Origin of the sequence: Actinomadura napierensis (genome assembly GCF_039529375.1) — a bacterium.
In the GTDB taxonomy this organism is placed as follows: Bacteria; Actinomycetota; Actinomycetes; order Streptosporangiales; family Streptosporangiaceae; genus Spirillospora; species Spirillospora napierensis.
This window is the reverse complement of record NZ_BAAAMR010000018.1, coordinates 15,935-42,744: the sequence shown is the minus strand read 5'-3', so window position 1 is coordinate 42,744 and position 26,810 is coordinate 15,935. Positions and strand designations below refer to the sequence as shown.

Sequence of the window (26,810 nt, the reverse complement as noted above, 5' to 3'; positions counted from 1 at the left end):
GCATAACCAAGGAGACACGATGACCGCGGAACTTGTCGAGATCCCCGGCTACGTCGCCGGCACCTGGACGATCGACCCCCTCCACTCCGGCGTCGGGTTCACGGTCCGGCACCTGATGGTGAGCAAGGTGCGGGGCCGCTTCGGGGCGTTCGAGGGGACGGTCGTGACCGGCGACGACCCGCTGCGGTCGGAGGTCAACGCGACGATCGACGTGTCGTCCGTCGACACCGGCAACGCGCAGCGCGACGAGCACGTCCGGTCCGCCGACTTCCTCGACGTCGAGAAGTACCCGCGGATGACGTTCCGCTCCACCGGGGTGCGCGCCGCCGGCGACGGGTTCGTGCTGGACGGCGAGCTGTCCCTGCACGGCGTCACCAAGCCGGTCTCGCTGGACCTGGTGGTCGAGGGGTTCGGCCCGGACGTGTTCCGGCAGGACGACCCGTTCAAGGGCGCCCGCGCCGGGTTCACCGCGACCGGCGAGATCAGCCGGCTGGAGTTCGGCGTCGGGGACGACGCCACCGTGCCGGGCGGCAAGCTGGGCCTCGGCGACAAGATCGAGATCGTCCTGGAGATCGAAGCGGTGCTGCGGACGGAGTAACCCGCTGTTAACCGCCTGTTCCCGGCCGGTTCCGCCGCGGCGCGTGCCCGGCGTCCCATGATCGGAGGGGACAGGACGGAGGGGCGCGGATGCCGAACGGGACGTCCGAGGCCCGCACGCGGCGGGCCCCGGACGAGGCCGCCCCGGCTCCGGCGGACCGGCGGGCGGCGCCGTGGCTCGTCGGCGGGCTGACCGCGGTGATCACGGCGGTGACGACGTCGCTGGACGCGCTCGACCTGCCCGCCCCGGCGCAGATCGCCCTGACCGGCGGCGTCGCGCTGCTGGCCGGGGTCGCGGCGTGGGGCGCGCAGCAGGCGCAGGGGCCGGCGGGGCGCGACGCGCCGGAGCCGGTCGCGGGCGGGGTGGTGCCGGCGCAGCTGCCGCCGGTGATCGCGCACTTCACCGGGCGGGACGCGTCGCTGGCCGAGCTGCGCCGCGCCGTCGCCGCGGGGTCCGGGTCGCCGGCGTCGCCGCTGGTCGTGTCGGTGCACGGCCCGGCGGGCGTCGGGAAGTCGGCGCTCGCGGCGCGGTTCGCGCACGAGATCGCCGACGCGTATCCGGACGGCGCGCTGTACTTCGACCTGCGCGGCGCGGCCGGGGCGCGGGTCCGCCCGGAGGACGTGCTGCCGGCGTTCCTGCAGGCGCTGGGCGTGCGGCTGGCGACCGACCCCGGCGGGCTGCCCGAGCTGCAGAAGCTGTGGTGGACGTGGACGCGCGGGCGGCGGCTGCTGGTGCTGCTCGACAACGCCCGCGACGCCGGGCAGGTGCGGGCGCTGCTGCCGCCGGGCGGCGGCTGCGCGGTGCTGGTCACCTCGCGGCAGCCGCTCGGCCTGCTCAACGACGTGGACCGGCGGCTGCGCGAGTTCACCGCGGAGCACGCGGTGGAACTGCTCGGCCGCCTCGCCGGGCGGGACCGGATCCGCGCGGACCCGGACGCCGCGGCCGAGATCGCCGAGCTGTGCGGCCGGCTGCCGCTGGCGATCGGCATCTGCGGCGGCCGGCTCGCCGCCCGCGAGACCTGGACGCCGCGGGTGCTGGCCGACCGGCTGCGCGACGAGCGGCGCCGGCTGGGCGAGCTGGAGCACGGCATCGACCACGGCGTCCGGGCGAGCCTGGCGCTCAGCTACGACGACTGCAGCCCGACGCAGCGGCGGCTGCTGCGCACCCTCGGCGTCCAGGCGGCTCCGGACGTGCAGGCGTGGACGGCGGGCGCGCTGCTCGGGCTGTCGGACCTGGAGGGCGAGGACCTGCTGGAGGCCCTCGTGGACGCGCAGCTCGCCGAGTGCTCCGGGACGGACGCGACGGGCCGGATGCGCTACCGGCTGCACGACCTCGTCCGGCTGTACGCGCAGGAGCGGGCCGAGCGGGAGGACGCCGAGGAGGAGCGGGACGCGGCCGTCGAGCGCGTCCTGGACGGCTACCGGGAGCGCGCGGAACGGGTCGCGGCGAACCGGTGGCCGCAGGACTGGCACCGCGGGTCGGGGCAGGTGCCCGATCTGGAGTTCTCGGCGGTCGACTGGCTGACCAGCGAGCGTCCGGCGCTGCTCGCGCTGCTCGGGCAGGGCGCCGAGCGCGAGATGTGGACGCTGGTGTGGCGGCTGGGCCGGGCGGCCTGCTCGCTGTTCCACTCGCTGCGCGTGTTCTGGCCGGAGTGGAAGGCGGCGGCCGAACTCACCCACACGGCCGCCCGCCACCTGGACGACCGTTCGCTCGGCATCGCGCTGCTGGAGCGTTCGGCGGTGCGCGGGAACCAGGGCCGGGTGGACCTGGCCTACGAGGACGCCTCCGAAGCGCTCCGCATCTTCACCGGCAACCGGGAGATGTGGTGGCGGGCGCGCGCGCTGAGGTCCACCGGCATGTGCCTCAGGGACGCGGGCAACCTGGACGAGGGCCAGCGCTATCTCATCGAGGCCGTCGACGCGTTCGAGGCGGAGGGCGATGCGTGGTGGCAGGCCCGCACCCGCCGCAACCTCGCCGAACTGCGGCTCGCGCAGCGCCGCTACGAGGAGGCCCGCCACCTGCTGGAGACCGCGCTCGAGGTCTTCCAGCGCAACGGCAACCGCTACTCGGAGGCGCAGACGCTGCGCGCGCTCGGCGAGGTGCTGGCGTCCGAGGCCCGCGCGTTGCGCGCGTCCGGCGACGGCCAGGCCGCCGAGGTCAAGTACAGCCTGGCAGCGCCCGCGCTGGAGCGCGCCGCGGAGGCGTTCCGGCTGCGCGGCGAGCAGTGGGAGGAGGCGCGGTGCCTGCGCGCCGCCGGGGAGGTCGGCGATCCCCGCAACGGGCTGCGGGAGCTGACGTTCGTCCGGAACGCGGGCCGCATGCTGGCCGACCTCGGCGACGTCTGGGGCGTCGCGCGCACCCGCGTGTCGGAGGCGAACGCGCTCGCGCGGCTCGGCCGGCACCGGGAGGCCGCCGACATCGTCCGGCTGGCGGTCGCGGAGTTCGACGGGCTCGGCGACCGCTGGTGGCAGGCGCGCGGGCGCCGCACGCTCGCCGAGATCCTGCTGGACGCGGGCGACCGCGAGGCGGCGCGGCGGCCCGCCCGCGAGGCCCTCGACCTGTACCGCAGCCTCGGCAACGCGGCGGGGGAGAGCCGGGCCCGCGCCGTCCTCGCCCGCACCGAGCCGCCGGAGGACTAGCGCGGGAAGTCCGGGAGACTGGGGCCGTGGAGTTGCGGCAGCTCAGGTATTTCGTCGCGGTCGCGGAGGAGGCGAACCTCACCCGCGCCGCCGAGCGGCTCGGCCTGCGCCCGCCGTCGCTCAGCCAGCAGATCCGCGGGCTCGAACGGGAGCTGGGCGCCGCGCTGTTCGACCGCACCGCCGCCGGGATGGAGCTGACGCCCGCGGGCGCGGCGCTGCTGCCGGAGGCGCGGGCGGTGCTGGAGGCCGCCGGCCGTGGCGCGCGGGCCGTGGCGGCCGCGTCGTCGGCGACGGTCGCCCTGGCCGTCGGCGTGCCACCCGGCGTCCCGCCCGACCTGCCCGGACGCATCGGCGCGGCGGCGCGCGACGCCCGCGCCCGCCCCGTGTTCGAGGACGCCGCGACCGACCTCCAGCTCGCCGCGCTCCGCCGCCGCGCGCTGGACCTCGCCGTGGTGACGCTGCCCGCCGACCTCTCCGGACTGGCGTCGGAGACCGTCCACGACGAGCCGCTCGGCGTCCTGATGGCGGACGGGCACCGGCTCGCGCGCCGGGACGCGATCGCGTGGCCGGACCTGGACGGCGAGCGGCTGCTGTGGTTCGACCGCGCCCTCGCGTCCGGGTACCACGACGCGGTGCTGGACGCCTGCCGCGCCGGAGGCTGGGAACCGGAGACCCGCGTCTCGACGGCTCGGCGCGCGGTCGCCCGGGCCGAGCTGGCGTCCGGAGAGCCGGTCGTCGCGCTGCGCCCCGCGTGGGCGGCGGAGCCGGGGCTGGCGTGGCGGCCGATCGCGGGGACCGCGCCCCGCCTGAGGTTCGCGCTCGCCTGGCACCGTGATCCCGGTCACCCGGCCGCCGAGGCGGTCGCCCGCCGTCTGCGGCGTTAGGCGCGTCCTCACCCGTCATAGGCGGCGCCTCGTGGACGGGCCCGCGCGGCACGGCGTTCACTGCCTGCATGTTCTTGCTGCTGCTGCACTACGACGACGGCGTCCTCGGCGAGCTGGACGCGCTGATCCCCGAGCACTACGAGTACGTCGACCGGCACATGAAGGCCGGGACCTTCCTGCTGACCGCCCGCCGCGACCCGCGCGTCGGCGGGGTGATCCTCGCGGACGGGACCGACCGCGCCCGGATCGAGGGGATCACCGCCGAGGACCCGTTCCTGCGCACCGGCCGGGTCCACTACGAGATCATCGCGATCGAGCCCACCCGGTCGGCGCTCGCCGGCATCACGGTCTGAGCAGGCACGGTTCGAGCAGGCAGGTCTAGAGCAGGCTGGGCAGCTCGTCCAGCGTGGTGATGCGGGGGACGTCCAGGCCGTCCGGGGCGGGCCCGCCGGAGCGGTCCAGCCACACGCCGACCAGCCCGGCCGACGCCGCGCCCCGCGCGTCGACGTCCAGCCGGTCGCCGACGTAGACGACCTCGCCGGGCGCCAGCCCGAGCCCGGTGCAGGCGAGGCGGAAGATCTCCGGGTCCGGTTTGGCGGTGCCGGTCTCGCCGGAGGTCACCAGGTACGGCAGCCGGTCCGCCAGCCCGATCCGCTCGATCTTGGCGCGCTGCTGCTCCGCGTCCCCGTTGGTGATCACGCCGAGCCGCAGGCCGCGCTCCGCCAGCGCCGTCACCGGGCCGGGCGCGTCGGGGTACGGGCGCCACGCGGCCTCGTACCGGGCCAGGTAACCGGTGATCCACGCGTCGGCGCGCTCCTCGTCCCAGTCGCCGAGCCCGAGCTCCCGGGCGAGCGGGACGATCCGGGCGCGCCGCTGCTCGGCGAACGTCAGCTCGCCGGCCAGGTACCGGTCGACCGACGCGTCGATCAGCTCCAGCCAGCGCCGGACGAGCCGCTCCGGATCCTCGTCCGGGAACGAGGCGGAGATCGCCTCGGCCGCGGCGCCGGCGTGGTCGAGCAGCGTCCCGTCCAGGTCGAACAGGACCGCCTCAACGGCGCCGCGGGTCAAGAGAAGCGCCCCGCCTCGGCGAGGACACGGGCGGTCTGCACGACCGACTCCCGGCGGCGCGCCAGGGCCGCCGCCTCGTCGTCCTCGTCCAGGACGAGCCGGCACAGCTGCGGGACGGCGAAGTTCCACGCGACCAGGCCGAGGATGGTGAACATCCGGTCCTGCGCCGCCCGGACGGCCTCCTCTTCGGGCAGCCCCGCGCCGACCCCGGCGGCCCGGAACTCGCGGACCCTCTCCCGGTAGGACGCGCGGCGCTCGGGTTCGCCCTGCACCTCGCCGCGCGTCTCCAGCGCCTCCCACAGCAGCAGGCGGATCTGCTCGGGGTTCTGCCCGTACCAGTCGAACAGCAGGCCCACCCCCTCGGCGAAGTCGAAGGGAGAGATGTCGGCGCCCCGGCAGATCTCGTCGACCTTGCACCGCACGACCTCGCCGAACAGCTTCTCCTTGCCGCCGAAGTACAGGTAGATCGCCTGCTTGTTGGCGCGGGCCTGCCGGGCGATGCGGTCGATGCGGGCGCCGGCCAGCCCGTGCGCGGTGAACTCGGCGACGGCGGCGTCGAAGATCCGCCGCCGGGTGGCCTCCGCGTCGTACGTCATGCCCGAATTAAACCATCCGGTTGACATTGTCGCCTCCCGTGGGTCAAGGTAAACCAACCAGATGTTTTATTTGAGGAGAACGCGATGACCACCACCGAGGCGCCGATTCCGGTCCGCTCGCCGCTGCCGCAGGGACTCGCCGGGCAGACCGCCGTCATTCTCGGCGGCAGCTCCGGCATCGGCCTGGCCGCCGGCGCGATGCTGGCCTCGCTCGGCGCGCGGGTCGTGCTGAACGGGCGGGACGAGGCCCGGCTGGACGCCGCCGTCGAGCGCGCCCGCGCCGCGGGGCCGGACGGCGACGTCCGGGGCGTCGCGGGCGACGTCGCCGACGACGACGCGATCGAGGAGGTCTTCAAGCGCGCCGGCACCGTCGACCACGTCCTGGTGACCGCCGGCGGTCTCGGCGGCGCCGGGCCGATCACCGAGGTCACCCGGGACGCCGCGCGCGGGGCGTTCGAGGCGAGGCTGTGGTCGGTGCTGTCCACCGTGCGGACGGCGGTGCCCGCGATGGCCGCGGGCGGATCGTTCACCCTGACCTCCGGCGGCCTGGTGACCCGGCCGCGTCCCGGCCTGGCGGTGCCGGTCGGGGTGGTCGGCGGGATCGAGACGCTCACCAAGGCCCTGGCCGTCGAGCTGGCGCCGCGCCGGCTGCGCGTGAACACCGTCCGCTACGGGATGGTCGACACGCCGCTGGCCCGCGGGGGCATCGGGGCCGGCGCCGACGAGGCCGGCGACCGGGCCTTCGCGGAGGCGGGACTGCAGGCGCCGCTCGGCCGCTGGGGGACCGCCGACGAGGCCGCGTCCGCCGTGCTCTTCCTCATGGCCAACCCGTACATGACGGGGGAGATCCTCACCATGGACGGCGGCCAGACCCTCTGAGCAACCGGCTCCCGGCGAATTCGGATGCCGCCTCGAAGCGGTTTTGCGACCATCCGGGTGTGGACTTCTCCGGAGATTTCGAGACGCACCTGACCGCCCGCCCCGCGGCCGCCGAGCGGCTCGCGGGGTGGGCGGCGGCGCACGGACTGAAGTTCACCCACATCGTCCTGGCGCGCGGCCGGGTGGCCTCGCAGCCGATGCTGACGCTGCGCACCCGCGGCACGCTGGACGACGCCCTCGCCGACGCCGTCCGCACCACCGCCGACCTGCGCGCGGACGGGTTCGAGGTGGTGCGGGCGAAGGTCGAGGCGGCGCCGTGGAACGCGGGCGTCCCCGCCGGCGACGCCGGCGCGCTAGGCCCCGCGTACTACTTCGAGCACCACCTCAAGCTGCTGCTGGAGCCCAGGTTCGACGCAGGCGCGCTGGCCGAGGCCGCGCGCCCGCACGCCGCGCACGTGTCGCGCAACGCCCGCCGCGTCCGCGCCGACGGGCGGCAGGAGCGGTTCGTCACCCAGCGCTGCCGGTGCGTGGGCTCCCGGACCGCGGGCCGCCGCCTGGACGCGCTGGCCGGCGACCTGCGGCGGCGCGGCCACGAGATCGTCTCGGTGGAGCGGGAGTTCGTCGTGCACGACGGCGCCCCGTCCCTGGACGACGGCTGGATCGAGGAGGAGACGCGATGACGGCGCGACCGCCGCTCCTGGGCATGGAGCCGCACGAGCCGACGTTCGATGAGCTGGCGCACGAGGGCGCGCTCGACCACGTCCTCACGGCGATCGCCTGCTCCAGGTGGGGCGGGCACCTCGTGCTGCGCGGCAGCGCGCTGATGCGCGCCTGGTACGGCGACGACGCGCGACGCCCGCACGACCTCGACTTCGTCGTCGATTCGCAAGAGTGGAAGGACGACGAGAACCAGACCGACGACGTCTTCGAGGACCTCTTCCTCACCGTCGACGCCGTCCCCCGGACCGGCCTGATGGACGGCCTGCGGTTCGTCCCCAGCCGGAGCGAGCGGATCGCCGCCTACGGCCCGTGGGAGACGATGGTCCGCGACCGGGCGGACAGCCACTGGGGCTACCGGCTGACGCTGCCCTGGCACTGCGACGGCGCGAGCGGGGAGGTCCAGGTCGACTTCGCCTTCGACGAACGTCTGCACGTCCCGCCGCGCCGTACCGCCATCCCCCGCCCGTCGGGAGAGGCGCCGCTGTTCGTGAAGGCCGTCCTGCCGGAGCAGGCGCTGTGCTGGAAGCTCTACTGGCTGTGGATCGACTCGCACCCGCAGGGCAAGGACCTGTACGACGCGTGGCTGCTCCGGAACGCGAAACCGTCCCCGCGGCTGCTGGACAAGACGTCCGACATCGACGACATGGGTGCGCTGCTCTGCGCGTCGTGGATCTCGGCCGACAAGGTCGAGTGGGACGAGTTCCGTGCGGAGTACCCGATGGTCCGCGGTTCGGCGGAGGACTACGCGACGGCCGTCCTGGACGAGGTGCTCCGGCCGGCGTTCGGCCCGCCGGAGCCGCCCCGGCCGGCTGCGGGGTGAGCGCGTGGTGGGGCCCCTGACCGGCGTCCGGTTTCGGTCAGGGGCCCCATCGGGCTCGGCCGCGCTTCACGGGACGCTGGGAGGGTGCGCCCCGGGGAGCCGCGTCAGCCGAGGCCGTTCCTGATGGCGGCGATCAGCTCGCCGCCCGTGGTGTCGCCGCTCAGCTCCCAGAAGAAGGCGCCGCCGAGGCCCTGGCCCTTGGCGTAGGCCATCTTCCCGCCGATGGTGGACGGGGTGTCGTAGCTCCACCATTCGCTGCCGCACTTGGCGTAGGCGGTGCCCGCGACGGTCCCGGTCGCCGGGCACTTGCTCTTGAGGACCTTGTAGTCCTCGATGCCGGCCTCGTAGGTGCCCGGTGCGGCGCCGGTCGCGGTGCCGCCCGGTTCGGACTGGGTGACGCCCGTCCAGCCCCGTCCGTAGAAGCCGATGCCGATCAGCAGCTTGCCCGCCGGCACGCCCTTGGCCTTGAGCTTGGCGATGGTGTCGCTGGTGTTGAAGCCCGCGTGCGGGATGCCGGGGTAGGACGTCAGCGGCGAGTGCGGTGCCGTCGGGCCCTGGGCGTCCCAGGCGCCGAAGTAGTCGTAGGTCATCGGGTTGAACCAGTCGACGTACTGGGCGGCGCCCGCGTAGTCCGTCACGTCCATCTTGCCGCCGTCGCTGGCGTCGGCGGTGATCGCGGCGGTCACGAGGTTGCTCGACCCGAACTTCGCGCGCAGCGCCCCCATCAGCTTCTTGAACGCGTCGGGGCCGCTGGTGTCGCAGGAGAGCCCGCAGGCGTTCGGGTACTCCCAGTCGATGTCGATGCCGTCGAACACGTCCGCCCAGCGCGGGTCCTTGACCAGGTTGTAGCAGGAGTCGGCGAACGCGGCGGGGTTCGCGGCGGCCTGCCCGAAGCCGCCGGACCAGGTCCAGCCGCCGAACGACCAGAGGATCTTCAGGTTCGGGTACTTCTTCTTCAGCTTGCGCAGCTGGTTGAAGCTCCCGGCCACGGGCTGGTCCCAGGTGTCGGCGACGCCGTCGACGCTGTTCGCGGCGGTGTAGGTCTGCTGGTAGTCGGCGTAGGCGTCGCCGATGGCGCACTGGCCGTTGGTGACGTTGCCGAACGCGTAGTTGAGGTGGGTGAGCTTGGCGGCGGACCCGCTGGTGTCGACGTTCTTGACGTAGTAGGCCCGCTGGTAGACGCCCCAGTCGGTGAAGTAGCCGACGACCTTGTTCCCGCCGCCGCCCGGGTTGCCGCCGCCGCTCTCGTCGGTGGTGACCGACACCGCGCCGGACGCTGCGGAGGCGTTGCCTGCGGCGTCGTGCGCCTTGACGGTGAAGCTGTAGGCGGTCTTGGCGGACAGGCCGGAAACGGTCGCGCTCGTGCCGGTGACCGTGGCCGCCTTGGCGGTGCCGTTGTAGACGTCGTAGCCGGTGACGCCGACGTTGTCGGTTGACGCGTTCCACGCCAGCGAGACGCTGGTGGCGGTCTTGGACGTCGAGCGCAGGTTCGAGGGAGCCGTGGGAGCCTCGGTGTCCTTCTGCGGCGTGCCGGAGCCGTCGCAGGCGGCGCCGTTGACCGTGCAGCCGGTGAGCCAGCCGGAGCCGGTGCCGTCGAAGCCGAAACTCGTGGTCGCCCCGGCGGCGACCGTCCCGTTCCAGCTCGAGTTGGTGAAGGTGTAGTGGTTGCCGGAGACGGTCTTCGCCGCGTTCCACACCGAGGTGATGGACGTGCCGGACGGCAGGTCGGCCTCGACCTTCCAGGCGCTGATCGCGGCGCCCGTCCCGTTGCTGATCGTGCAGTTGCCCTCGAAGCCGGTGCCCCAGTCGGAGGTCTTGGCGCACGTGGCCGTGACCGTCCCGGCGGCCGGCGCCGGGGGCGCCGTGACCAGGGACGTCGCGAGTGCGAGGGTGGCCGCGGCGGCGAGCGCGACGGCCCGCCTTCCGCTCTGTCCGGTCATGATTCTCCGTTCGTCCGTGTCCCCCGAACCAACAGGAATCCCCGCTCTTCTCTTAGGAAAGTTTCCTAAGAAATTGGGGTGATGGTAACCGCGCGGACAGGGCCGTTCAAGCCCTCCCGGACGGTCCGGGCGGCCGGGCGGCGGTGGTCTAAGCGCCTGCCTGGGGACGTACGGGACGGCCCGGCGGAGAAAGACCGAAACGAGGGTTCAGGACGTCCCGAACCAGCCCGGCACGTCCAGGCGCCACAGGTCCTGCGGCGTCATCGCGCGGAGGGTTTCCTCCAGTCCCCGCACCCGCTCGGAGCCGAGCCGCCGGACCCAGTCGCCGCGGATCCGGTCGAAGATCCGCGCGGACCGGGCGAGCGCGTCGACGCCGTGCGCGGTCAGCCGGACGATCTTGCGCCGGGCGTCCGCCGGATCGGAGGTGCGCTCGACGTACCCGGCGCGCTCCAGCGACTCGACCATCTTGCCCGCCGCCTGCTTGGACACCCCGAGCCGGCGGCCCAGCTCCACGGCCGTGGTGCCGTCCGGGCCGATCGCCTGGAACACGAAGCCGTGCATGGGCCGCATGGCGGCGTGGCCCTCGCGGGCCAGCTCGGCGTGCAGCTCATCGATGATCACCTGGAAGGCGAGCAGCAGCCGCAGCGGCAGCTCGAAGCCGGGCGGGTCCGGGGGAGCGCTTGACATAAAAGACAACCTCGTTGACTATATGGACAACCACATTGACCAACTTACGGGATGGGGACCCCATGACGCTCCTGCGCAACGCCGACAACCGCCGCACCGAGACGCCGAACGGCGTGATGACCACCTTGGCGACGCCCGCCCAGGGCGGCACCGAGGGGATCGCCGTCTGGCGCGTCGACTGGGCGGCCGGCAGGACCGGCCCGCTGCACGCCTTCGACACCGAGCAGGTGTGGACGTTCCTCGACGGCGCCGTCACCATCGACCTGGACGGCCGCAAGATCGAGGCCGGCCCCGGCGACACCGTCGTCCTGCCCGCCGGCCTGCCCCGCCAGATGACCGGCGCGGACACCGGCTTCACCGCCGTCGTCGCCGGCCACGCCGGCTGCCTCGTCTTCGACCCGGACGCTCTGCCCGCCCCGACCAACCGACCCCGACCGACCTCCCGGGTCAGCGAGGACAAGTGCGAGCTGGCGCCGCAGGGCGACGAGCGGATCGTCCCGCCCTGGGCCCGGTGACCGGCGCTCAGGCGCCCAGATAGGCCAGGACCGCCAGAACGCGGCGGTTGTCGTCCTCCGACGGCGGCAGCCCGAGCTTGCCGAAGATGTTGTTCGTGTGCTTGCTGATCGCCTTCTCGGTCACGAACAGCTGCGCGGCGATCGCCGCGTTCGACCGGCCCTCGGCCATCAGTCCGAGCACCTCGCGCTCGCGGGGGGTCAGCTGCTGCAGCGGCTCCTCGCGGGCGTGCCGGGTGAGCAGCTGCGCGACCACGTCCGGGTCCAGCGCGGTGCCGCCGCCCGCGACCCGCCGCACCGCCTCCACGAACTGCTTGACGTCCGACACCCGGTCCTTCAGCAGGTAGCCGATGCCGCCCGAGCTGTCGGACAGCAGCTCCCGCGCGTACAGCTGCTCCACGTGCTGCGACAGCACCAGCACCGGCAGCCCCGGCACCTGCTTGCGCGCGTCCAGCGCCGCCCGCAGCCCCTCGTCGGTGAACGTCGGCGGCAGCCGGACGTCCACCACCGCGACGTCGGGGCGGTGCGTCGTCAGGGCCCGCAGCAGCGACGGCCCGTTGTCGACCGCCTCCACGACCTCGAATCCGAAGGCCCCGAGCAGCCTGATCAGCCCGTCCCTGAGGAGGGCGAGGTCTTCGGCGATGACAACGCGCACGGCAGCTCCATGGTCACGACGGTCGGCCCGCCGGGCGGGCTCGTCACCGCCATCGTCCCATCGAAAGCCGCGAGCCTGCGCTCGATCCCGCGCATCCCGCCGCCCGCCGCGGGGTCGGCGCCGCCCGTCCCGTCGTCTCCGACGATCATGAGCAGCCGGCCGCCGGAGTGCTCGACCTGCAGCCACGCCCGCTGCGCCCCGGAGTGCTTGACCACGTTCGCGAGCATCTCCGCCACCGCGAAGTACGCCGCCGACTCCACCGGCGCCTCGGGACGGCCCGCCAGGTCGGTGTGGACGTCGACGGGCAGCGGCAGGGTCAGCGCCAGCGCCCGCACCGCGCCGTCGAGGCCGCGCTCGGCCAGCACCGGCGGATGGATGCCGCGGACCAGGTCGCGCAGCTCCGTCAGCGCCGCCCCGCTGGACTCGCGCGCCTCCGCGAGGAGCCTCTGCGCCATCTCCGGGTCGTGCTTCATCATCTCCTCGGCCAGCCCGATGTTCATGCTCAGCGCGACCAGCCGGGCCTGCGCCCCGTCGTGCAGGTCGCGCTCGATGCGGCGCAGCTCGGCGGCGGAGGCGTCCACCGTCTCCGACCGCGTCTCGATGAGGCGCTCGACGCGCTCGGCCAGCGCGGCGCGCGTCGGCGCCAGCAGCGACCGGCCGAACAGCGCGTGCGCCTTCAGGGACAGCGGCCCGACCTGGCCGGACACCGCGACCAGCGCCGCGCCCAGCACGAGGGTCCCGACGAACCCGACCGCACCCCAGTCGTCCAGCGGCCAGAACGGGCCCCACCCGTAGTCGGTGAACAGCGACAGCCAGGGCGCCACGAGGACTCCTTCCAGCCCGTAGACCACCAGGCCGCCCGCGAGGATTCCGAGGACGAGCGCGACCGGCACGTTCAGGATCGTCCACAGCAGATCCCGCCACGACGCCGGATCGGCCAGCAGCCACCGCAGCCGCCGGAACGGCCCGAGCCCGCCCGCCGGCTCCGCCCGGTACGGGACGGGAATCCGCACGCCGGACCACTCGGCCGCCCACACGCGCTGCTGGTTGGCGACCGTCCGGATCGCCTGGAAGACCACCGGCACCAGGATGACCCCGGCGCCCAGCGGGATGGCCGCGATCGACAGCACGGCCAGGATGAACAGCGGCAGGTTCACCGCGAACGCCATGACGATCTGGACGACCCCGCGCAGCAGGCCGGAGAGGGCGCGCCGCCCGTATTCGCGCACTAGCTCGCTCACCGGTTCCTCCTAGGAATCGCCATGGCGCTGGATCTCCACCATTGTGGGCGGTCACGCTCTACGGCTCGGTGGTGCTAGGTCCCCTCTTCGCGGCCGAGCCGGTAGAGCTGGACCTACCGTCATTCGAGCGGTGAGAAGACAAGCGGCCCCGTTCCCTGGACAATGCACAGGCGACACCCAGGGGAGAAAGCGAATCCAAGCTGTGACAGCGACCATCAGCCAGACGTCCACCGGGCCGGAGGGCGCCGAGCCCTCCATCCGGCCCATCACCGAGCGCATCGCCGAGGAGATCGGCGTCCGCGAGGGCCAGGTGCGGGTCGCGGTGGACCTGCTCGACGGCGGGGCGACCGTCCCGTTCATCGCCCGCTACCGCAAGGAGGCGACCGGCACGCTCGACGACGCGCAGCTCCGCGCGCTGGAGGAGCGGCTGCGCTACCTGCGCGAACTGGACGAGCGCCGCGCCGCGATCCTGGAGTCGATCGAGTCGCAGGGCAGGCTCACCGGTGAGCTGCGGGCCCGGATCATGGCCGCCGACGCCAAGGCCCGGCTGGAGGACATCTACCTCCCGTACAAGCCCAAGCGGCGCACCAAGGCGCAGATCGCCCGCGAGGCCGGCCTCGAACCGCTCGCCGAGCTGCTGCTGGACGACCCGTCCCGCGACCCGCAGGCCGAGGCCGCCGGGTACGTGGACGCCGAGAAGGGCGTCGCCGACGCGGCAGCGGCGCTGGAGGGCGCGCGGTCCATCCTCGTCGAGCGGTTCGCCGAGGACGCCGACCTCATCGGCGCGCTGCGCGAGCGCATGTGGAACCGGGGCCGGATGGTCTCCCGCGTCCGCGACGGCAAGCAGGAGGCGGGCGCCAAGTTCGCCGACTACTTCGAGTTCGCCGAGCCGTTCGCCAAGCTGCCCTCGCACCGCGTCCTCGCGCTGTTCCGCGGCGAGAAGGAGGAGGTCCTCGACCTCGACCTGGAGCCGGAGGACGAACCCGAGGACCCGGCCGCCCGCAGCTCCTACGAGGCGGAGATCGCGCGCCGGTTCGGCATCACCGACCAGGGCCGCCCGGGCGACAAGTGGCTGGCCGACGCCGTCCGCTGGGCCTGGCGCACCCGCATCCTCGTGCACCTCGGCATCGACATGCGCACCCGGCTGCGGCAGGAGGCCGAGGACGAGGCCGTCCGGGTGTTCGCCGCCAACCTGCGCGACCTGCTGCTCGCCGCGCCCGCCGGCACCCGCTCCACCATGGGCCTCGACCCGGGCCTGCGCACCGGCGTGAAGGTCGCCGTCGTGGACGCCACCGGCAAGGTGACCGCGACCGACACGATCTACCCGCACGAGCCCCGGCGGAAGTGGGACGAGTCGATCGAGACGCTCGCGAAGCTGGCCCGCGAGCACCGGGTGGACCTCGTCTCCATCGGCAACGGCACCGCGTCCCGCGAGACCGACAAGCTCGCCGCCGACCTGATCGCCCGGCACCCCGACCTCAAGCTCACCAAGATCATGGTGTCGGAGGCGGGCGCGTCGGTGTACTCGGCGTCGGAGTACGCGGGCCGCGAGCTGCCCGGCATGGACGTCTCGCTGCGCGGCGCGGTGTCCATCGCCCGCCGCCTGCAGGACCCGCTGGCCGAGCTGGTCAAGATCGATCCCAAGTCGATCGGAGTCGGCCAGTACCAGCACGACGTGTCCGAGGTGAAGCTGTCGCGCTCCCTCGACGCGGTCGTCGAGGACTGCGTGAACGCGGTCGGCGTGGACGTCAACACCGCGTCCGCGCCGCTGCTCACCCGGGTGTCCGGCATCGGCGAGGGGCTCGCGGAGAACATCGTCGCCCACCGCGACGCCAACGGCCCGTTCCGCAGCCGCTCCGGCCTCAAGGGGGTCCCGCGGCTCGGCCCGAAGGCGTTCGAGCAGTGCGCGGGCTTCCTGCGCATCCCCGGCGGCGACGACCCGCTGGACGCGTCCAGCGTGCACCCCGAGTCGTACCCGGTCGTCCGCCGCATCCTGGACGCGGCGGGCAGCGACATCAAGGGCCTCGTCGGCAACACCGCGGTGCTGCGCTCGCTGAAGCCGACCGCGTTCGTCGACGACACCTTCGGGCTGCCGACCGTCACCGACATCCTCGCCGAACTGGAGAAGCCCGGCCGCGACCCGCGCCCGGCCTTCAGGACGGCGACGTTCAAGGAGGGCGTCGACAAGCTCTCCGACCTCGAGGCCGGGATGCTGCTGGAGGGCGTCGTCACCAACGTCGCCGCGTTCGGCGCGTTCGTGGACGTCGGCGTCCACCAGGACGGGCTCGTCCACATCTCCGCGATGTCGGACAAGTACGTCGAGGACCCGCGCGAGGTCGTCAAGCCCGGCGACATCGTCCGGGTGAAGGTCCTGGACGTCGACCTGCCGCGCAAGCGGATCTCGCTGACGCTGCGGCTGGACGACGAGCCGGGCCGCGACCAGCGGGGCGGCCGCGGCGGCGACGCCCGCGGCGGTGACGCCGGCGACCGCGACCAGCGGCGGCCGGGACGAGGCGGCCAAGGCGGGCGCGGCGGCCAGGGCGGCGGGCAAGGCGGAGGCCGCAGTCAGGGTGGCGGACGCGGACAAGGTGGACGCGGCCAGGGCGGACGCGGCCAAGGCGGCGGCGGACGCGGTCAGAGCCAGGGGCAAGGCCAGGCCCAGGGGCAAGGCCAGGGCCAGGCCCAAGGCCAGGGGCAGGGCGGCGGACGCGGCCGGCCCAGTCAGGGCGGCTCCTCCGGCGGCGGCGCCATGGCGGACGCGCTCCGCCGCGCCGGTCTCGACAAGGGCCTGCCCGGCGGCGACCGCAAGTCCCGCTGAGTTCTAGAAGCCCGACAACGCGCGCGTGCCGCCCCCCAAGGACATCTTCATGGGGGCGGCACGGCGTCGTCCGGCGGTGAGTGGCCCGTTCCGGTCAGCGGCCGAATCCGCGCCAGCGGCCGTCCGAGCCCGTCTCGGTGCGCGGCTCGGGCGCGGAAGAGGGGTGCGGGTCCTGCGAGGGATCGCCCTGCGGACCGGACGGCGGCATGCCCGGCCGGTTATAGGGGCCCGTGCCCAGCGGATCGTGGGCGTACGGGCTGCGCTGCGGCGGCACGGGCGGCTGCGGCGGAACGCCCTGCTGGGGCGGTCCGGGCTGCTGCGGTACCGGCGGGGGCGCCTGCTGCCCGAACTGGGGGCCGCCGAGCACCGGCCCGCCCAGGGCGGGACCGCCGAACGGGTCCTGCGCGGCCGAGTACTCCTCGCGCGGGCGCTCGTCCTCCTCGACCGGCCGGTGCCGGGGGAACTGCAGGACGGCGACCGCGCCGAGCAGCAGCGCGCCGAACCGCATGGCCGAGTGCCCCATGTCCTTGGGCCACGACTCCGCGTACATGAAGGTGCCCATGGTCAGCAGGTAGGACTTGGCGCTGACCGTCATCACCGTCGACACGATCGACACCCGGCAGCGCTGGAACGCCATCACCATGATCCCGAAGCCGATCGCCGCCGCGAAGACCGTCAGGTACGGCCAGGGCGTCGTGGTGATCTTCAGGCTGGTGGCGTGCGCGTCGTCGCTCCACCCCTTGATCGCCAGCTCGGCGGTGCCGACGGGGAACCCGGAGCTCAGCCCGTAGGCGATGCCGGTGACGGGGCGGGCGTGCCGGCCGTCCGGCCGGTAGTCGCCGAGGACCAGGATCAGCAACGGCACCAGCACCGCCGGCGCCACCACCACCGCGATCTTCCAGAGCGGCACGTCGACCGACCGGATCGGCTCGTGGCCGCTGATGGACGCGGTGAGCAGCAGGATCGCGGTGGCGATCAGCAGCAGGCTGAGCCACTCGCGGGCGGTGAGCCGCTCGCCGAAGAACACCATCGCGATCAGCAGCAGCGGCACGACCCCGGACATGAAGATCGGCACCGCGGTGGACAGCGGGAGCTTCCCGAGTGCCACGATCTGCAGGCTGAGGCCGCCGAGCACGATGGCGAGGGCGACGAGGAAGACCCAGTTGCTCACGATCGTCCAGATCATGTGCAGGATCCGGTTGCCCCGGACAGGGGGCATCCGGTCCGCCGCCAGTTTGAAGACGGCGAACCCCAGGTAGTACAGACCGGTCGCGCTGAAGGCTGCGGCTATCCCGTTCATCCCGGACGAGTATGGGGGGTGCGGGTGCCAGATGTCACTGCCTGTACGGGATTGTTGACACCGTTTCGCCGGTCCAAGCCCACCGCGATGTCCGCAGACGCCGCCGCTACCCCATAGACTTGGCGCGCGAGGGCGCGGAGCCGCATCTCGGCATGCCCGCGCCCGCGAAGACCGACCGGCTGAGAAGACGCAGACGGGCAGCGGCACGAGGGCCGTGTGCGTCGAGGCCGGGCGCTCGCAGGCAGAACAAGCACGCGTCGAACGCCGCGGCCGAGACAGCGCCCGATCAAGGAGACCTACCCCAGTGAAGACCGATGTCGAGGAGCTGACCCCCACCCGGGTCAAGCTCACCGTCGAGGTTCCGTTCGACGAGCTCAAGCCGAACCTCGACAAGGCGTACAAGGAGATCTCGCAGCAGGTGCGGATCAAGGGCTTCCGGCCCGGCAAGGTCCCCGCCCCGCTGATCGACAAGTACGTCGGCCGGGGTGCGGTCCTTCAGGAGGCGGTCAACGACGCGCTTCCCGAGCTGTACGGCCGCGCCGTCGAGGAGACCGAGATCTTCGTGCTCGGCCAGCCGGAGGTGGAGGTGACCGAGCTGGACGACGGCACCCAGTTCGCCTTCACCGCCGAGGTCGACATCCGGCCGAAGTTCGATGTGCCCGACTACGACGGCATCGAGGTCGTCGTGGACGACGCCGAGGTGACCGACGAGCAGGTCGAGGAGACCGTCGGCAACCTGCGCGAGCGGTTCGCGTCGCTGACCACCGCCGAGCGCGCGGTCGAGGAGGGCGACTTCGCCACCGTCGACCTGGTCGCCAAGATCGACGGCGAGGAGGTCGAGGACGCCTCCACCACCGGCTACTCCTACGAGGTCGGCAGCAAGTCGGCCATCGAGGGGCTGGACGAGGCGCTCGTCGGGCTGTCGGCCGGCGAGGACAAGACCTTCACCGGCACCCTGGTCGGCGGCGAGCACGCCGGCGAGGAGGCCGAGATCACCGTCACGGTGCAGAGCGTCAAGGTGAAGAACCTCCCGGAGCTGGACGACGAGTTCGCCCAGCTGGCCAGCGAGTTCGACACCATCGAGGAGCTGCGCGAGGACGTCCGCACCCGGCTCGGCCGGCAGGTCAAGCTGCAGCAGCTGTCCGAGGCGCGGGACAAGGCCCTCGAGGCGCTGCTGGAGAAGGTCGACATCCCGCTGCCCGAGAAGGTGGTGGAGGAGGAGATCGGCCGCCGCAACCAGCAGCTCGAGCAGCAGCTCCAGATGGCGGGCATGACCAAGGAGGACTACCTCTCCGACGAGGAGAAGTCCGAGGAGGAGTTCGACACCGAGGTCGCCGACGCCGCCCGGCTCGCCGTCAAGGGCGGCTTCGTCCTCGACCAGCTCGCCGTCCAGGAGGAGCTCGGCGTCGAGAACGAGGAGCTCAGCGAGTACGTCGTCACGCAGGCCATGCAGATGGGCGTGGCGCCGCAGCAGCTCGCCGAGTACCTGACGCAGAACAACCAGCTCCCGGCGATCGTGTCGGAGGTGCTGCGCAGCAAGGCGCTGAACCTCGTGGTCGAGCACGTCGTGATCAAGGACGAGTCCGGCAACGTGATCGACGTCGAGGCCGTCCAGCGCGAGCTGAACGGCGAGACCGCCGAGGGCGCCGAGGCCGAGGCCGAGACCACCGACGCCGACGCCGAGGCCGGTGACACCGAGGCCGCCGCCGAGGCCGATGAGGCCGCCGGCGACGAGGCCGCTGAGGAGACCCCCGCGCAGGCGGCTGAGGCCGCCGCTGAGGAGGCCCCGGCCGCCGGGGCGAAGGACGACGACGCCAAGTAGCCCCACCGCGTTCCAGGACGTTCTGGGCGTTCCCGACACGCCCCGCACCCGCGCCCCGGGTGCGGGGCGTGTCGCGTTCGCGGAGATCGTCCATACCTCGCGGAGGCGTGGGTACGCCCCTGGCGAAAAGGCGGCCCCCCGGGCTTAACCGGGGTCGTGAGCGCGTTACTGTCCAATCATCCGAACCGATTAAAAGGACCGGAGGAACACCCGGTGAGCATGCCTCCGACTTTCGACGAGTCGTCGCGGATCCAGGCGCGGGTGGCCGAGGCGCCCCTGCTGCCCCTGGGCGACCAGCTGTTCCAGCGGCTGCTGCGCGAACGGATCGTCTTCCTCGGCCAGCAGGTCGACGACGACATCGCCAACCGCATCTGCGCCGAGCTCCTGCTGCTGTCGGCCGAGGACGGCCGCCGCGACATCACGATCTACATCAACTCGCCCGGCGGCTCCGTCACCGCCGGCATGGCGATCTACGACATCATGCAGTACGTCCCGAACGACATCGTGACGGTCGGGATGGGGCTGGCCGCCTCGATGGGCCAGTTCCTGCTGTGCGCCGGCACCACCGGCAAGCGCTACGCCCTGCCGCACGCCCGGATCATGATGCACCAGCCGTCCGGCGGCATCGGCGGCACCGCCTCCGACATCAAGATCCAGGCCGAGCAGATGCTGTACGTCAAGAAGACGCTCGCCGAGAAGATCGCCGAACACACCGGCCAGTCCCTCGACCAGATCGAGCGCGACTCCGACCGGGACCGCTGGTTCACCGCCGACGAGGCCAAGGACTACGGGTTCGTCGACCACGTGGTGCTCAGCGCGACCCAGGTGCCCTCCGAGGGCACGGTCTCCTGACGACCCGAATCACCTATCGGAGGCACACAGTGAGCGACCTCATCCGACCCGGCTTCAGCGATCTGGTCCGGCCCGGCGTCCAGGCGGGCGGAGCCCCGGCGCCGGCCGAGAGCCGGTACATCATCCCGTCCTTCGTCGAGCGCACCACGTACGGGGTCAAGGAGATGAACCCGTACAACAAGCTCTTCGAGGAGCGGATCATCTTCCTCGGCGTGCAGATCGACGACGCGTCCGCCAACGACGTGATGGCCCAGCTGATCACGCTGGAGTCGATCGACCCCGACCGCGACATCAGCATCTACATCAACTCGCCCGGCGGCTCGTTCACCGCCATGACGGCGATCTACGACACGATGCAGTTCGTCAAGCCCGACGTCCAGACGGTCTGCATCGGCCAGGCGGCCTCGGCCGCCGCCGTGCTGCTCGCGGCGGGCACGAAGGGCAAGCGGGCGGCGCTGCCGAACTCGCGGATCCTGATCCACCAGCCCGCGACCGAGGGCACCTACGGCCAGTCCAGCGACATCGAGATCCAGGCGCGCGAGATCATGCGGATCCGCGAGCTGCTGGAGTCGATCCTGGCCGAGCACAGCGGCAAGAGCATGGAAGAAGTCCAGCACGACATCGAGCGCGACAAGATCCTCACCGCCGCCGAGGCCAAGGAGTACGGTCTCATCGACGATGTCTTCGCCAGCAGGAAGCGCAAGGCCGAGGTAGTGTCGTCCTGAGGACGGCAGGACGCGGGAGTCCCGAGCCCGGTCGCCACAGTTCCGGGCGAGGGGCTTACCAAGTCCGTTGGAGGCGGTAACGTCGAGTCCAACGTCGAGAGCCCTCGGGACGCCAGCCGGCCGCGCCGCACCCTCTCAGACGGGCGGCCCCACGAAAAGGAGACAGTTGGGTGGCACGCATCGGCGACGGTGGTGATCTGCTCAAGTGCTCGTTCTGCGGGAAGAGCCAGAAGCAGGTCAAGAAGCTCATCGCGGGTCCGGGCGTGTACATCTGCGACGAGTGCATCGATCTCTGCAACGAGATCATCGAGGAGGAGCTCTCCGAGACCTCCGACCTGAAGTGGGACAACCTGCCCAAGCCGCGGGAGATCTACGAGTTCCTGGACTCCTACGTCATCGGGCAGGACACGGCGAAGAAGGCCCTGTCGGTCGCCGTCTACAACCACTACAAGCGGATCCAGTCGAGCGACGTGGGCCGGGACGACCAGGTGGAACTGGGCAAGTCCAACATCCTGCTGCTCGGCCCGACCGGATCCGGCAAGACGCTGCTCGCGCAGACGCTCGCCAAACTCCTCAACGTCCCGTTCGCCATCGCGGACGCCACGGCGCTGACGGAGGCCGGATACGTGGGCGAGGATGTCGAGAACATCCTCCTCAAACTGATCCAGGCGGCCGACTACGACGTCAAGAAGGCCGAGACCGGGATCATCTACATCGACGAGGTCGACAAGGTCGCCCGCAAGAGCGAGAACCCGTCGATCACCAGGGACGTCTCCGGGGAGGGCGTCCAGCAGGCGCTGCTGAAGATCCTGGAGGGCACCACCGCGAGCGTCCCGCCGCAGGGCGGCCGCAAGCACCCGCACCAGGAGTTCATCCAGATCGACACCACGAACGTGCTGTTCATCTGCGGCGGCGCGTTCGCCGGCCTGGAGAAGATCGTCGAGTCGCGGGTGGGCAAGCAGGGGATGGGCTTCGGCGCCCAGATCCGCTCCAAGTCCGACTTCGAGGAGTCCTCGGCCGTGCTGGGCGACGTGATGCCCGAGGACCTGCTGAAGTTCGGCATGATCCCCGAGTTCGTCGGCCGGCTCCCGGTGATCACCTCGGTGCACAACCTGGACCGGGAAGCGCTGATCAACATCCTGACCGAGCCGAAGAACGCGCTGGTGCGCCAGTACCACCGCCTCTTCGAGCTGGACGGGGTCGACCTGGAGTTCACCGGTGACGCCCTCGAGGCGATCGCCGACCAGGCCATCCTGCGCGGCACCGGCGCCCGCGGCCTCCGCGCGATCATGGAGGAGGTCCTGCTGTCGGTGATGTACGAGGTGCCGAGCCGCCAGGACGTCGCGCGCGTCGTGATCACGCGCGAGGCCGTCCTGGAGCACGTCAACCCGACCCTCGTCCCGCGCGACCGCCCCAAGCGCGAACCGCGCGAGAAGAGCGCTTGAGCGCAGACCGCACGCGAACGCCCCGGACCGCCAGGTCTGGGGCGTTCGCGCGTTACCGCTCGTCTCATCGCGCCTGAGCCGCCGCGCGAGCGCGTTATCTGACCGGTGGGGGCGAAGCCGGAGGCGAGCCCCCACCGGGAAGCTCGCGAAGCGAGGTCGCGCTCGCCCAAGCACGGTCAAGGGCCGAGCCCCAGGCGAGGCCCTTGGGCCGGGATTGCATGAACTCAGCGCGATTCGCCGAGGCCGGCTTCGCGGGCCAGGACGATCGCCTGGGCGCGGTCGGCGACGTGCAGCTTCATGAAGATGTTCGACACGTGGTTGCGGACGGTCTTCTGGCTGAGGAACAGCGTGCCGGCGATCTCGCCGTTGTTGCGGCCCTGCGCGATCAGCTCGAGGACCTCCCGCTCCCGGTCGGTCAGTTCCGGGAAGGCGGCGCGCCGGGGGTCGGGCATGTCGGTGAAGTAGGTGAGGACGCGGCGGGCGATCTCCGGCCCGTAGATGGCCTCGCCGGCCGCGACGGCCCGCACCGCCCGCGCGATCTCCTCGGCGCCGGACTCCTTCAGCAGGTAGCCGCGGGCGCCGGCGCGCATCGCGTTGAACACCGAGTCGTCGTCGCGGAACATCGTCAGCACCAGCACGCCGATGCGCGGGCTGGTGCGGGTGATGGTGCGGGTGGCCTCGATGCCGTTGCCGCCCGGCATGTGCAGGTCCATCACGACGACGTCGGGCTGCAGTTCGGCCGCCATCCGGACGGCGTCGGGGCCGCACTCGGCCTCCCCGACGACCTCCACGCCCAGCGCCTGCAGCAGGCCCTTCAGCCCCTGCCGGAACACCGGGTGGTCGTCGGTGATGAGGACCCGGATCGCGTCCGTCATCGGCGGCCTCCGCTCACGCGCTCAGGAGCGCCCGTTTCGACCGGGCGGAGCCTGATGGTACCCGGCCACGCCGGGGGCGGGCAGCGGAAGCCGGGCCGACACCACGGTGCCGCCGCCGGGCCGCGAGGTGACCGTGCAGCCGCCGCCGATCTCCGCCGCCCACTCCTTCATCGCGCCGAGGCCGCGGCGCGGCCTCGGCCGGTCGCCGTTGCGCGCGGAGTCCGGCATCCCGGGGCCGGTGTCGGCCACCATGAGGTGCAGGTCGGCGTCGCGGCGCAGCAGCACCATCGCGGTGCTGCCGGGCGCGTGCAGCCGGACGTTCGTCAGCGCCTCCTGGGCGATCCGGTAGGCGGCGACCTCGACGGCGGCGGGCAGGTCGCCGGGCCCGCCGTCGAACCGCACGTCCACCCGTTCGGCGCAGCCCTCGGCGAACGACTCGATGGCCGCGACGAGGCCGAGGTCGTCCAGGGCGGGCGGGCGCAGGCCGTGCGCGAGGTCGCGGATCTCGCCGACGGCGCCGGCGAGCCGGTCCCGGACGTCGGCGAGCAGAGGGTCCATCCGCTCGGGCTCGCCGGCGAGGGTGATGCGCGCCGCGTCCAGCGACATGGCGAGGCTGGCGAGGGTGGGGCCGAGCCCGTCGTGCAGGTCGTGCCGGAGCCGGCGGCGCTCCTCCTCGCGGCTGGCGAGGATGCGCTCGCGGGAGCGCTGCAGGTCGCGGGTGAGGCGCAGGAGGTGCGGGATCGCGGTGGCGTGCGCGGCCACGGCCCCCGCCGCGAACGCGCCGGCCAGCACGGCGGTCCGCGCCAGTACCGCTCGCATCCCGTCCCACTCCCTTCGCGCCGTTGTCGCGGGCGTTCGGCATCACCCTTTCCGCGGGGGCGACCCGGTGTCAGGTGACCTGTGTCCCGTCCGCGGCGGGAAAACGCTCTCTGGGCCGCCGCCGCCCGTCGCGTCGGACCTCGTGGGACGGGCCGTGGTACCGCCGCGATCCCCGTAGAATCGTTGGCCGTGACACAGCCCAGCAGTGAGCGCGGCCAGGGGGCCGCCGCGGACGTCGACCTGCCCACCCAGTACCGCCCGGCCGATGTCGAGGGCCGGCTCTACGAGCGGTGGGTATCGGCGGGGCTGTTCACCGCCGATCCGGCGCGCGACCCGTCCCGTCCCGCGTACTCGATCGTGATCCCGCCGCCGAACGTGACCGGGTCCCTGCACATGGGGCACGCCCTGGACCACTCGATCCAGGACACCCTGATCCGGCGCCGCCGCATGCAGGGGTACGAGACGGCGTGGATCCCCGGCATGGACCACGCGGGCATCGCCACGCAGAACGTCGTGGAGCGGGAGCTGGCCAAGGAGGGCCTGTCCCGGCACGACCTCGGCCGCGAGGCGTTCGTCGAGCGGGTGTGGAAGTGGAAGGCCGAGTCCGGCGGCCGGATCCTCGGCCAGATGCGCCGGCTCGGCGACTCCGTCGACTGGACGCGCGAGGCGTTCACGATGGACGACCGGCGCGCCCGCGCCGTCCGCACGATCTTCAAGCGGCTGTTCGACGACGGCCTGATCTACCGCGCCGAGCGCATCATCAACTGGTGCCCGCGCTGCCTGACGGCCCTGTCGGACATCGAGGTCGAGCACGAGGACGTCGACGGCGAGCTGGTCTCGATCCGGTACGGGTCGGGAGACGACGAGATCGTCGTGGCGACGACGCGGGCGGAGACGATGCTCGGCGACACCGCCGTGGCCGTCCACCCCGACGACGAGCGGTACGCGCACATGATCGGCCGGGAGATCGAGCTGCCGCTGACCGGCCGCCGCATCCCCGTCGTGGCGGACGAGCACGTCGACCCGGCTTTCGGCACCGGCGCGGTCAAGGTGACCCCGGCGCACGACCCGAACGACTTCGAGATCGGCCGCCGGCACTCGCTGCCGTCGATGTCGGTCATGGACGAGCGCGGCGTGGTCACCGCGCCCGGCCCGTTCGAGGGCCTGGACCGGTTCGAGGCGCGCCCGGCGGTCGTCGCCGCGCTGCGCGAGCAGGGCCGGATCGTCAAGGAGGTCCGGCCGTACGAGCACTCGGTCGGGCACTGCCAGCGCTGCTCCACGGTGGTGGAGCCGCGGGTGTCGCTGCAGTGGTTCGTGAAGGTGGAGCCGCTGGCGAAGGCGGCGGGCGACGCGGTCCGCGACGGCCGGGTGGCGATCCACCCGCCGGAGATGGCGTCCCGCTACTTCGAGTGGGTCGACAACATGCACGACTGGTGCATCAGCCGGCAGCTGTGGTGGGGGCACCGCATCCCGGTCTGGTACGGCCCGGACGGCGAGACCGCCTGCCCCGGCCCGGACGAGGAGCCGCCCGCCGGGTGGGTGCAGGACGGCGACGTCCTCGACACCTGGTTCTCCTCGGCGCTGTGGCCGTTCTCGACGCTCGGCTGGCCCGACAAGACGCCCGAGCTGGAGCGGTTCTACCCCACGTCGGTGCTGGTCACCGGGTACGACATCCTGTTCTTCTGGGTCGCCCGGATGATGATGTTCGGGCTGTACGCGATGGACGGCGCCGAGCCGTTCAAGACGATCGCCCTGCACGGGATGGTCCGCGACCAGCACGGCAAGAAGATGTCGAAGTCGTTCGGCAACGTCGTCGACCCGCTCGACTGGATCGACCGGTACGGCGCCGACGCGACGCGGTTCACGCTGCTGCGCGGTGCGAACCCCGGCGGCGACGTCCCGGTGGCGGAGGAGTGGGCGCAGGGGTCGCGCAACTTCTGCAACAAGCTGTGGAACGCGACGCGGTTCGCGATGATCAACGGCGCGCACGTCCGCGGCGACGTCCCGTCCGAGCTGACGACGGTCGACGCGTGGATCCTGTCGCGGCTGCACTCGGTCATCGCCGAGGTGGACGCGCAGCTGGAGTCCTACGACTTCGCCAAGGCGTGCGAGACGCTGTACCACTTCGCGTGGGACGAGGTCTGCGACTGGTACGTGGAGCTGGCGAAGGTCCAGCTCGCCGACGACCGCGCCGACGCGACGCGCCGCGTCCTGGGCGAGGTGCTCGACAACCTGCTGCGGCTGCTGCACCCGGTGATCCCGTTCGTCACCGAGGAGCTGTGGACGTCCCTGACCGGGGCGGAGACGATCGTGACCGGGTCCTGGCCGTCCGCCGACGCCGGGCGCGCCGACCGGGGCGCCGAGGCGGTCGTGGAGTCGCTGCAGCGGCTCGTCACCGAGGTCCGCCGGTTCCGCGCCGACCAGGGGCTCAAGCCCGGCCAGAAGGTCGCCGCCGCGCTGGAGTGGGGCGGTTCGCCGCTCGCCGCGCACGAGGAGGGCGTCCGCGCTCTGCTGCGGCTGACCGCGCCGGATGACGGCTTCGCGGCCACCGCGTCGCTGCCGGTCGAGGGCGTCACGGTCCGGCTGGACACCGCCGGCGTCATCGACGTCGCGGCCGAGCGCAAGCGGCTCGACAAGGACCTCGCCTCGGCACGCAAGGAGGCCGACCAGGCGCGGCGCAAGCTCGGCAACGAGGCGTTCATGGCGAAGGCGCCCGAAGCGGTCGTCGCCAAGAACCGCGACCGGCTCGCGCAGGCGGAGGCCGCCATCGGGCGGCTGGAGACGCAGCTCGCCGCGCTGCCGCCGGCCTGAGCGCGGCGGGCCGGCGGCGTCCGCCGGGGCCGGGGGAGCCCGGCCTGAGGCGAACGGTCGGCAGCGGCCCGGTCGCCCGGTTACGATCCGGGTGATCCGCGGGC

The 26,810-nt window shown here is 72.8% G+C and carries 23 protein-coding genes; 14 read left to right on the top strand and 9 right to left on the bottom strand.

Annotated elements, in window-relative coordinates; all coding sequences use genetic code 11:
* Window positions 1-19 precede the first annotated feature (19 nt).
* The 4 genes from ABD296_RS12815 (at window position 20) to ABD296_RS12800 (ending at window position 4,474) form a co-directional block, all read left to right on the top strand.
* Window positions 20-598 (top strand): YceI family protein, encoded by a 579-nt coding sequence (locus ABD296_RS12815; protein ID WP_344265452.1) that lies wholly within the window; start codon window positions 20-22, stop codon window positions 596-598.
* An 89-nt stretch (window positions 599-687) separates the two neighbouring features.
* Window positions 688-3,237 (top strand): ATP-binding protein, encoded by a 2,550-nt coding sequence (locus ABD296_RS12810; RefSeq protein WP_344265449.1) that lies wholly within the window; start codon window positions 688-690, stop codon window positions 3,235-3,237.
* Between the two features lie 26 nt (window positions 3,238-3,263).
* Window positions 3,264-4,121 (top strand): LysR family transcriptional regulator, encoded by an 858-nt coding sequence (locus tag ABD296_RS12805; RefSeq protein ID WP_344265446.1) that lies wholly within the window; start codon window positions 3,264-3,266, stop codon window positions 4,119-4,121.
* Between the two features lie 68 nt (window positions 4,122-4,189).
* Window positions 4,190-4,474, top strand: a complete 285-nt coding sequence (locus ABD296_RS12800; protein ID WP_344265443.1) for a YciI family protein — start codon at window positions 4,190-4,192, stop codon at window positions 4,472-4,474.
* A 25-nt stretch (window positions 4,475-4,499) separates the two neighbouring features.
* On the opposite strand, the gene ABD296_RS12795 is transcribed toward ABD296_RS12800, so the two are convergent.
* Window positions 4,500-5,189, bottom strand: coding sequence for an HAD family hydrolase (locus ABD296_RS12795; protein WP_344265440.1), 690 nt, complete (start codon window positions 5,187-5,189; stop codon window positions 4,500-4,502).
* The gene (locus tag ABD296_RS12790; RefSeq protein WP_344265437.1) at window positions 5,186-5,785 is read right to left on the bottom strand and encodes a TetR/AcrR family transcriptional regulator; all 600 of its coding nucleotides are present in this window, start codon (window positions 5,783-5,785) and stop codon (window positions 5,186-5,188) included. Before ABD296_RS12790 ends, ABD296_RS12795 begins: the two co-directional genes overlap by 4 nt.
* A gap of 84 nt (window positions 5,786-5,869) precedes the next feature.
* On the opposite strand from ABD296_RS12790, the gene ABD296_RS12785 reads away from it, so the two are divergent.
* From ABD296_RS12785 to ABD296_RS12775, 3 genes are read left to right on the top strand one after another with little or no spacing between them, the layout of a single operon-like run.
* On the top strand, window positions 5,870-6,664 hold the full coding sequence (locus tag ABD296_RS12785) for an SDR family NAD(P)-dependent oxidoreductase (protein ID WP_344265433.1): 795 nt from the start codon (window positions 5,870-5,872) through the stop codon (window positions 6,662-6,664).
* A gap of 59 nt (window positions 6,665-6,723) precedes the next feature.
* Window positions 6,724-7,344 (top strand): hypothetical protein, encoded by a 621-nt coding sequence (locus ABD296_RS12780; protein WP_344265430.1) that lies wholly within the window; start codon window positions 6,724-6,726, stop codon window positions 7,342-7,344.
* Entirely contained in the window at window positions 7,341-8,204 is an 864-nt protein-coding gene (locus tag ABD296_RS12775) for a nucleotidyl transferase AbiEii/AbiGii toxin family protein (protein ID WP_344265428.1), read from the top strand. Before ABD296_RS12780 ends, ABD296_RS12775 begins: the two co-directional genes overlap by 4 nt.
* Window positions 8,205-8,308: 104 nt before the next feature.
* Here ABD296_RS12775 and ABD296_RS12770 read toward each other — a convergent pair whose 3' ends face one another.
* On the bottom strand, window positions 8,309-10,144 hold the full coding sequence (locus tag ABD296_RS12770) for a glycosyl hydrolase family 18 protein (RefSeq protein WP_344265425.1): 1,836 nt from the start codon (window positions 10,142-10,144) through the stop codon (window positions 8,309-8,311).
* Between the two features lie 207 nt (window positions 10,145-10,351).
* Window positions 10,352-10,831, bottom strand: coding sequence for a MarR family winged helix-turn-helix transcriptional regulator (locus ABD296_RS12765; RefSeq protein ID WP_344265422.1), 480 nt, complete (start codon window positions 10,829-10,831; stop codon window positions 10,352-10,354).
* A 62-nt stretch (window positions 10,832-10,893) separates the two neighbouring features.
* On the opposite strand from ABD296_RS12765, the gene ABD296_RS12760 reads away from it, so the two are divergent.
* A complete protein-coding gene (locus ABD296_RS12760; protein ID WP_344265419.1) occupies window positions 10,894-11,346 on the top strand; it encodes a cupin domain-containing protein in 453 nt (150 codons plus the stop codon).
* Between the two features lie 7 nt (window positions 11,347-11,353).
* On the opposite strand, the gene ABD296_RS12755 is transcribed toward ABD296_RS12760, so the two are convergent.
* Window positions 11,354-11,998, bottom strand: a complete 645-nt coding sequence (locus ABD296_RS12755; RefSeq protein ID WP_285917273.1) for a LuxR C-terminal-related transcriptional regulator — start codon at window positions 11,996-11,998, stop codon at window positions 11,354-11,356.
* Complete coding sequence (locus ABD296_RS12750) at window positions 11,950-13,239, bottom strand: sensor histidine kinase (protein ID WP_344265411.1); 1,290 nt, start codon at window positions 13,237-13,239, stop codon at window positions 11,950-11,952. Before ABD296_RS12750 ends, ABD296_RS12755 begins: the two co-directional genes overlap by 49 nt.
* A gap of 256 nt (window positions 13,240-13,495) precedes the next feature.
* Between ABD296_RS12750 and ABD296_RS12745 the strand changes: the two genes are divergently transcribed.
* Window positions 13,496-16,057, top strand: a complete 2,562-nt coding sequence (locus ABD296_RS12745; protein ID WP_344265648.1) for a Tex family protein — start codon at window positions 13,496-13,498, stop codon at window positions 16,055-16,057.
* A gap of 94 nt (window positions 16,058-16,151) precedes the next feature.
* On the opposite strand, the gene ABD296_RS12740 is transcribed toward ABD296_RS12745, so the two are convergent.
* A complete protein-coding gene (locus ABD296_RS12740; protein WP_344265408.1) occupies window positions 16,152-17,357 on the bottom strand; it encodes a hypothetical protein in 1,206 nt (401 codons plus the stop codon).
* Window positions 17,358-17,661: 304 nt separating this feature from the next.
* Here ABD296_RS12740 and tig point away from each other — a divergent pair, with 304 nt between their 5' ends.
* The 4 genes from tig to clpX all read left to right on the top strand — a co-directional run bounded on the left by tig (window position 17,662) and on the right by clpX (window position 22,201).
* The gene (tig, locus tag ABD296_RS12735; RefSeq protein ID WP_344265405.1) at window positions 17,662-19,179 is read left to right on the top strand and encodes a trigger factor; all 1,518 of its coding nucleotides are present in this window, start codon (window positions 17,662-17,664) and stop codon (window positions 19,177-19,179) included.
* Window positions 19,180-19,398: 219 nt separating this feature from the next.
* Window positions 19,399-20,031, top strand: a complete 633-nt coding sequence (locus ABD296_RS12730; RefSeq protein ID WP_285917545.1) for a ClpP family protease — start codon at window positions 19,399-19,401, stop codon at window positions 20,029-20,031.
* Between the two features lie 62 nt (window positions 20,032-20,093).
* Entirely contained in the window at window positions 20,094-20,756 is a 663-nt protein-coding gene (locus ABD296_RS12725) for an ATP-dependent Clp protease proteolytic subunit (RefSeq protein WP_344265641.1), read from the top strand.
* A gap of 170 nt (window positions 20,757-20,926) precedes the next feature.
* Window positions 20,927-22,201: an ATP-dependent Clp protease ATP-binding subunit ClpX gene (gene clpX / locus ABD296_RS12720; RefSeq protein WP_344265403.1), complete on the top strand. Its 1,275-nt coding sequence runs from the start codon at window positions 20,927-20,929 to the stop codon at window positions 22,199-22,201.
* Window positions 22,202-22,425: 224 nt separating this feature from the next.
* Here the strand turns inward: clpX and ABD296_RS12715 are convergent, their stop codons facing one another.
* Together ABD296_RS12715 and ABD296_RS12710 are read right to left on the bottom strand one after the other, a co-directional pair.
* The gene (locus ABD296_RS12715; RefSeq protein WP_344265401.1) at window positions 22,426-23,076 is read right to left on the bottom strand and encodes a response regulator transcription factor; all 651 of its coding nucleotides are present in this window, start codon (window positions 23,074-23,076) and stop codon (window positions 22,426-22,428) included.
* A 21-nt stretch (window positions 23,077-23,097) separates the two neighbouring features.
* On the bottom strand, window positions 23,098-23,895 hold the full coding sequence (locus ABD296_RS12710) for a sensor histidine kinase (RefSeq protein WP_344265399.1): 798 nt from the start codon (window positions 23,893-23,895) through the stop codon (window positions 23,098-23,100).
* Window positions 23,896-24,084: 189 nt separating this feature from the next.
* Here ABD296_RS12710 and ABD296_RS12705 point away from each other — a divergent pair, with 189 nt between their 5' ends.
* On the top strand, window positions 24,085-26,706 hold the full coding sequence (locus ABD296_RS12705) for a valine--tRNA ligase (RefSeq protein WP_344265396.1): 2,622 nt from the start codon (window positions 24,085-24,087) through the stop codon (window positions 26,704-26,706).
* The last annotated feature ends 104 nt before the right edge of the window (window positions 26,707-26,810 follow it).